2 pseudogenes are annotated in these 1,143 nt (G+C 63.6%); one reads left to right on the forward strand and one right to left on the reverse strand.

What is annotated here, in order from left to right:
- Positions 1-77: 77 nt before the first annotated feature.
- Positions 78-734: pseudogene (locus AWC18_RS07330) on the forward strand (IS481 family transposase); the annotation flags it as partial.
- A gap of 283 nt (positions 735-1,017) precedes the next feature.
- On the opposite strand, the pseudogene AWC18_RS21965 reads toward AWC18_RS07330, so the two are convergent.
- Positions 1,018-1,143 (reverse strand): annotated as a pseudogene (locus tag AWC18_RS21965) (IS110 family RNA-guided transposase); the annotation flags it as partial.

Consider the following 1,143-nt stretch of genomic DNA (forward strand, 5'->3'; position numbering starts at 1 on the left):
GGGTGGGTACTTTTATCTGGCCACCAGCGGGGACTTCTACGTGGCCACCAGTGGGTACTTTTTCATGGCCACGGACAGCCAAGCTCACGTGGCTCGACCGCGCGACCGGGCGTGTTATCCGACGAATGGAATCGGCGCACTGCGGCGATCTGGTCCACGTCGATGTCAAGAAACTGGGCAAGATCCCCGCCGGTGGCGGCTGGCGCATGCTCGGCCGCGCCATCGGTAACCGCAACGCCCAAGCCGATAAGAGCTCAGGGCAGCGCAACAAGAACCACCATCCACTACGCGGCTACCACTTCTTGCACACCGCGATCGACGCCCACTCACGATTGGCCTACTCCGAATTACTCGGCGACGAGCGCAAAGACACCGCCGCAGCGTTCTGGCTGCGGGCCAACGCCTGGTTCAACGAATCCGGCGGATTCAGGGTGCGAACGGTCTTGACCGACAACGGGTCCTGCTACCGATCACACGCCTTCAACGACGCCCTTGGCGACATCGAGCACCGCCGGACCCGACCCTATCGCCCGCAAACCAACGGCAAAGTGGAGAGATTTCACCGGACCCTGGCCGACGAATGGGCCTACGCCCGGCTCTACACCAGCGACGCCGAACGCTGCGCCGAGTTCCCCCGATGGCTCCACACCTACAATCACCAACGCGGCCACACCGCACTCGGCGGCCAACCACCCGCCAGCCGCGTACCTAACCTCTCAGGTCAGTACACCTGATATGTAGAGAACTTTGTCAAGGGGGCAGGGTGAGGCGCCGCCGGGGAGCTACCCCGACGGCGCCTCGTTGCTTCTTCAGCGAGTCTGTGTGGTGAGCGTGTCGTTGGCGACGCGCGGTCAGACTGATATACGCGGATTGGCTACCGCAGGACGGTGTTTCGGCTGGATCGCATCCGCGTGTCTAGCATCGAGCGTCGCCGCAGAGGGCTGCTCATAGGTGTGTCGCGGGTCGATCCACGCGCTTGCCACCACGGACCTCGTGAGGAAGCAGATTAGGTGGCGGTCAGTCGTCCATGACAGCCAGCGACCAGCACCAGCCGGCCAGTTCACGCGCGACCGCGACATTGGCCGTCACAGGTCGCTTACGTCGTTCCAGGAAGCTCACCCACCTGCCATGCAGGCGGCGGTT

It is taken from the genome of Mycolicibacter nonchromogenicus (assembly GCF_002101775.1).
Classification (GTDB): domain Bacteria; phylum Actinomycetota; class Actinomycetes; order Mycobacteriales; family Mycobacteriaceae; genus Mycobacterium; species Mycobacterium nonchromogenicum.